General features: G+C 65.5%; 5 protein-coding genes. All 5 read right to left on the bottom strand.

Annotated features, from left to right (window positions below):
• Positions 1 to 127: 127 nt before the first annotated feature.
• Entirely contained in the window at positions 128 to 1,507 is a 1,380-nt protein-coding gene (locus JQK88_RS35100; RefSeq protein WP_203281143.1) for a M20/M25/M40 family metallo-hydrolase, read from the bottom strand.
• Complete coding sequence (locus JQK88_RS35095; RefSeq protein WP_203281141.1) at positions 1,504 to 4,194, bottom strand: hydantoinase/oxoprolinase family protein; 2,691 nt, start codon at positions 4,192 to 4,194, stop codon at positions 1,504 to 1,506. The genes JQK88_RS35100 and JQK88_RS35095 overlap by 4 nt, the downstream gene beginning before the upstream one ends.
• Positions 4,195 to 4,352: 158 nt before the next feature.
• Positions 4,353 to 4,586, bottom strand: coding sequence for a hypothetical protein (locus JQK88_RS35090; protein WP_203281139.1), 234 nt, complete (start codon positions 4,584 to 4,586; stop codon positions 4,353 to 4,355).
• Entirely contained in the window at positions 4,577 to 4,879 is a 303-nt protein-coding gene (locus JQK88_RS35085) for a hypothetical protein (RefSeq protein WP_203281137.1), read from the bottom strand. Before JQK88_RS35085 ends, JQK88_RS35090 begins: the two co-directional genes overlap by 10 nt.
• 18 nt (positions 4,880 to 4,897) lie before the next feature.
• Positions 4,898 to 5,319: oligopeptide/dipeptide ABC transporter ATP-binding protein (locus tag JQK88_RS35080; protein ID WP_203281135.1), on the bottom strand; the 422-nt coding region annotated here is incomplete at its 5' end.

Below are 5,319 nucleotides of genomic sequence, written 5' to 3'. Positions count from 1 at the left end.
CAGAAAACTTCTATCCGCGTCGCTCAGAACGACGACGTCCGCCTGCCTGCCAACCATCGATCAAACTCCTGCTCTTGTGACAGAAGCCGAACAAAATGAACCTTACTTTGGTTCCAGGTGACTAGGGCTACTTCCCCGGCTTGAGCTTGCCGAGTTCAGACAGCATCGCTGCCCCTGTCCGGATGCCATCGATGAATCGCACGATCTCCAGATTCTCGTTGGGTGCGTGATTGGCCTCGTCGGCATTGGCGTAGGGGACGACGAAGGCCGGCAGGCCGAGGATCTTGGTGAAGACATAATCCGGCAGGCTGCCGCCCAACGTCGGGTAGAGCAGGGGTTCGACGCCGCGCGCAGCCACGATGGCCCGCCTGATCGGCTGGGAGAATGGCGAGTCCATCGGCGTCTTGGAAGGCAGCATTCCGTTCAGCGGCACGAACTCCACGTCTGGCGCATGGCGCTCGACATGGGCTGCGACCTTTTCGAACACGTAGTCCGGCGTCAGCGGCTCGACGAGCCTGATGTCGCATTTGGCAAAAGCCTCGCAGGGCAGCATCGTCTTCATGCCGGGGCCGTCATAGCCGCCGTGAAGGCCGTTGATGGTCAGGGTCGGATGGAACATCAGCCGATCATAGTAGCCGCGGTCTCGCGGTGCATCGAGTTCCATGAGGCCGAGATCGGCCTTCACCGCGTCGAGGTCGAGCGGCAGCCTCGCGACCGCATCGCGCTCGTAGTTGGTCGCCGGGATCACCGGCTCGACCAGACCCTCGATGGTGATCTCGCCGTCGGCGTTCTTCATGGTGCCGAGGAGGTGGACCAGCTTCCAGATGGCGTTCGGCACGACGCCGCCGAAATTGCCAGAATGCACGTCGCGGTTGGCGGTGTTGGCGCGCAGCTCGAAGCCGGCCACGCCGCGCACGCCGTAGGTGATGATCGGCATGCCGGATTCGTGCAATGGCCCGTCGGAGGTGACGACGAGGTCGGCCTTGAGCCGCTCGGCATGGGCGCTCACGAATTCGGCGATGTGCGGGCTGCCGATTTCCTCCTCGCCCTCGAGCAGGAAGATGACGTTGCACGGCAGCTCGCCATGCACCGCCAGATGAGATTCGAGCGCCAGCAGCTGCGCGAAATGCTGGCCCTTGTTGTCGCCGATGCCACGCGCGTAGATGCGCCCGTCACGGATCGTCGGTTCGAAGGGCGGGCTCGTCCAAAGTTCCAGCGGATCGGCAGGCTGCACGTCGTAGTGGCCGTAGAGCAGCACGGTCGGCTTGTCGGGCGACACGTTGCGGCGACCGAGCACCATCGGATGGTTGCGCGTCGGCACGGTCTCGGCCTCCATGCCGAGCCCCTTGAGGATTTCGACGAGCAGCGCTGCAACTTCGCCGATACCCAGATTGTGGGCGCTGATGCTCGGATGGCGGACATAGTCCATCACCCGGGCGATGAAGGTTTCGCGGTTCTCCTCGATATGGGCGAAGACCTGATCGAGTTGGGCGTCGACCGTGCTCATTGAACGGCTCCGTCGTGGCGGGTGAGGATGATGGCGCCGCTTTCGTGCACGCTGCCCGACCAGCCGCCGGGAACCAGCGTCGTGGTGTCGAGCTGGGTCAGGATGACGGGGCCCTCGAAGCGGGCACCCGCGCCGAGCGCCGCCCGGTCGACCAGCGGCACGTCCTGCGCACCGCTGGCAAAATGCACCAGCGCGTGGTCGTAGGCAGCGAATGCTCCCGAAGCGGCTAGTTGCGTGCGCAGCGGCTCGGCCGTCTTGCCGGTTGCCTCGACACGCAGGGTGACGAGTTCGATGGCGGCATCGAGGATGAAGCCATAGAGCGCGCGATGTTCGGCGGCGAAGGCTGCTTCCGTTGCAGCACGCGTTCCTTCCCAGGCAATGGCGATCTCGCCGCCCTGGCCGTGATAGCGCAGCAGCGCCACGCGGTGCGTGCCGCGTTTTTCCTCGACGACGCCCTCAAGGGTCAGCCAGACTTCGGCCTGGCTTTCGAGTTCGGCAAAGATAGCGTCTGCCGCCTTGACGTCGATTGCACCAGCCTTGGGAAGCGTGCGGCTGAACTCGGCCTTGAGGTCGGCGGCAAGCAGGCCGTCGGCGCACAGGATGCCGGGAGCGGGCGGGATCATCACGCTTGAGATGCCGAGCAGTTCGGCCAGCGCGCAGCCGTGCAGCGGGCCCGCGCCGCCGAACGGAACCAGCGTGAACTGGCGCGGGTCGTGTCCGCGCTCGACCGAGACGACGCGCACCGTGCCCACCATGTGGTTGTCGACGATCGCCAGGACGCCGCGGGCAGCAGCTTCGACCGACAGGTCAAGCGGAGATGCGACGCGCGTCTCGATGACGGAACGGGCAGCGGCAACGTCGAGGCCCATGCGACCGCCCAGCAATTTCGAAGGCAGATGACCGAGCACGACATGGGCGTCGGTTACGGTCGCCTCGAGCCCGCCATGGCCATAGGCCGCGGGGCCCGGGCGTGCGCCGGCACTGCGCGGTCCCACCGTCAGCGTTGACTCTTCGACAGCGGCAATGGATCCGCCGCCGGCACCGATGGTGACCATGTCCACCATCGGCAGCGGAAAAGGCCACTCGCCGACCTTGCCGTTCTGGGTCAGGCCGATCTTGCCGTCCTTGATGAGGCAGATGTCGGCGCTTGTGCTGCCGATGTCGACGGTGATCAGGTCGTGAATGCCGCAGGCGGCCGCGATGGCGCGCGCGCCAACGACGCCGGCGGCCGGGCCTGAAAGGGCTGTCAGCGCCGGTGCTTGGCGGATTGCTGCCGCACCGGCAACGCCGCCATTGGATTGCATCAGCAGAAGCGGTGCGCTCACCTTCTCGTCGACGAGGCGCTGTTCAAGCCGGCCGACATAGGTGGTCACGCCGGGCATGACAGTCGCGTTCAGCACTGTCGTCAGCGAGCGTTCATATTTGCGCACGACCGGCAGCACGTCGGTCGAGATGGTGACCGCGATGCCAGGCAGTTCAGCGCGCAGGATCTCGGCTGCGCGCCGCTCATGCGCTGGGTTGGCGAAGGCGTGCAGGAGGCAGATGCCGACCGCTTCGATATCCATGGCCCGGATTGCCTCGGCGGCGGCGAAGACACTGGCTTCGTCGAGCGGCGACAGCACGTCGCCGTCGGCAGCTACACGCTCGTCGATCTCGACGATACGCGAGGCCGGAACCGGCCGCTCGGGCTTGACCCAGGTGTAGAGATTGGCTTTGCGCGGGATATCCTGGCGGCCGATCTCCAGCACATGGCGAAAGCCGCGCGTGGTGACAAGCGCGGTGCGGGCGCCCTTGCCTTCGAGGATCATGTTGGTGGCGACCGTTGTTCCGTGCAGAACCTGGCCGAGCGCGGATGCCGGCGCGCCGGCGTCGGCCAGTGCGAGACGGATGCCGGCAAGAAACGCTTGCGACGGATCGGAAGGCACGCTGGGTGTCTTGGCACGCCAGATCTGGCCGGTCGTACGGTCGAGCAGCGAGACATCGGGGAACGTTATGCCGATGTCGACGGCGATGGACAGGGCGGAATCAAGCGAGGACATCGACATACTCCTGGCGATGGAAACGACGGGTGGCCGGGCGCGACGCGCGTGCCTTTGCGGTGGCCTCGATGTCCAGCGAGTTGCCGGACAGGACGACGCCGTAGAGGCGCTCGGCTGCCTGGCGGCTGACGTAGCCGCCCAGAACGTCCTGGAGGACGCTGTCGGCTGCCCGGTCGAAGGGATGGCCGTAGGCGCCGCCCCGCCGGTCTCCATGCGCAGGACGTCGCCACGCACAAGGCGATTGCCGTCCGACAGCGGCGCAAGCACGCGTTCGCGATCGGTGCCGGGGTTGACGATCGCGCGTCCGCTACCGCCGCTCATGCCGCCGTCGATGCCCCATGGCGGGTTCTTGACGCTGTCGATGCGCCCGGCAAGCATGGCGTCTTCGGCCATGATCTCGTATTCGCGGATGATGCCGCAACCGCCGCGGAACTGGCCCGCGCCGCCCGAATCCTCGACCACGCCGTAGTGGTGCAGGCGCACGGGATAGCCGACTTCGAGAAACTCGACCGGATAGTTCTCCTGCGCCACGAAATAGACCGCGTCGATGCCGTCCGACGCGGGCCGCGCGCCATAACCGACGCCGATGCCGTCTGCGAGCAGGAAGCGTTCGAGCTCGCCGGCCTCGTCGCGGAAGTTGCCACGCATGATGCTGATGACATAGGCGGAGTTGGCAGCCGGGGCGCCGCCTTGGCGACATTGAGCAGGCCGTTCATGGCCGAGATCACGCGCATCGCGGTCAGGCCGCGCATGCCGAGCGGTGCTGGAAAGCGCGGCTGCAGGAACGAGCCTTCGCGCAGGCGCATTTAGTCGATCGCATTGGGGCCGCCGGCTTTGCAGACCTGCGCCGGATCGCCGCCCAGGTAGTAGAGGCCAAGCGCCATGCCCGGAACGCCTGGGTTCATCAGATAGTTGATCGGCCCCGGAGCCTGGTCGTCGCTTTCGGTCGCGTCGAAGATGAAGCGGTCGTCGCCATCTTCGCCTTTCTCGCGCGTCAGTGCGAAGCGGACCGGGTCGGCCTGCGGGCCGGTCACAAGCACGTCACGCGCGGGTCCGGTGCGGGTATAGAAGGCGGCAAGCATGTCTTGTCTCGAACTTTCCTGAAGGCGGTCTTCCAGAACAGGTGGCAGGCGACCTTGCGCGTTCCGCTCTGGCGCAACTGCGGGGTTTCGGTCGAACACCGGTCGAAGGCGTAGACGGGATCGAGCGAGTTCATCGCGCTCTGGGGGATCAACTCGATGTCGCGCCAGCGCAGGGCATTCATCTGCCGTTCGGGGATGGCTGCGATGTCCTGGCCGTCAAACAGGATCTGGCCGCCGGTGATGCTGAGCATCGTCGGCAATGATCCGCGTCAGTGCGCGCGCCACGGTGGTCTTGCCGCAGCCGGATCCGCGTCCGAAATCTGCGAAAGCGGTCGCTGCTCTAACGCTACCTCGGTTTCGCAGGTGAGTGGGAAATGGCATTTGAAGCGATGCTCCGTGTTATCCGAGTTGGCTGCAGATTCGGGGAAAACCCGGCTGCAGATGTCTTGCGCGTACTGGCACCGCGTGTGGAACTCGCAGCCGGTTGGCCGTCTCAGCATGCTCGGCACCTCGCCCTTGATTTCGATGCGGTTAAGAAGGGCATCGGGATCGGGCACCGGATTGGCCGAGAGCAAGGCCTGCGTATAAGGATGGCGGGGATGATCGAAGATGTTTTGGGTTGAGCCAATCTCGACAATGCGCCCGAGATACATGATCGCCATACGATCGGCCATGTGGCGGACTACGTTTA

The sequence above is a fragment of the Mesorhizobium caraganae genome (assembly GCF_016836705.1).
GTDB lineage: Bacteria > Pseudomonadota > Alphaproteobacteria > Rhizobiales > Rhizobiaceae > Mesorhizobium > Mesorhizobium caraganae.
This window is presented reverse-complemented; position numbering and strand designations above follow the sequence as displayed.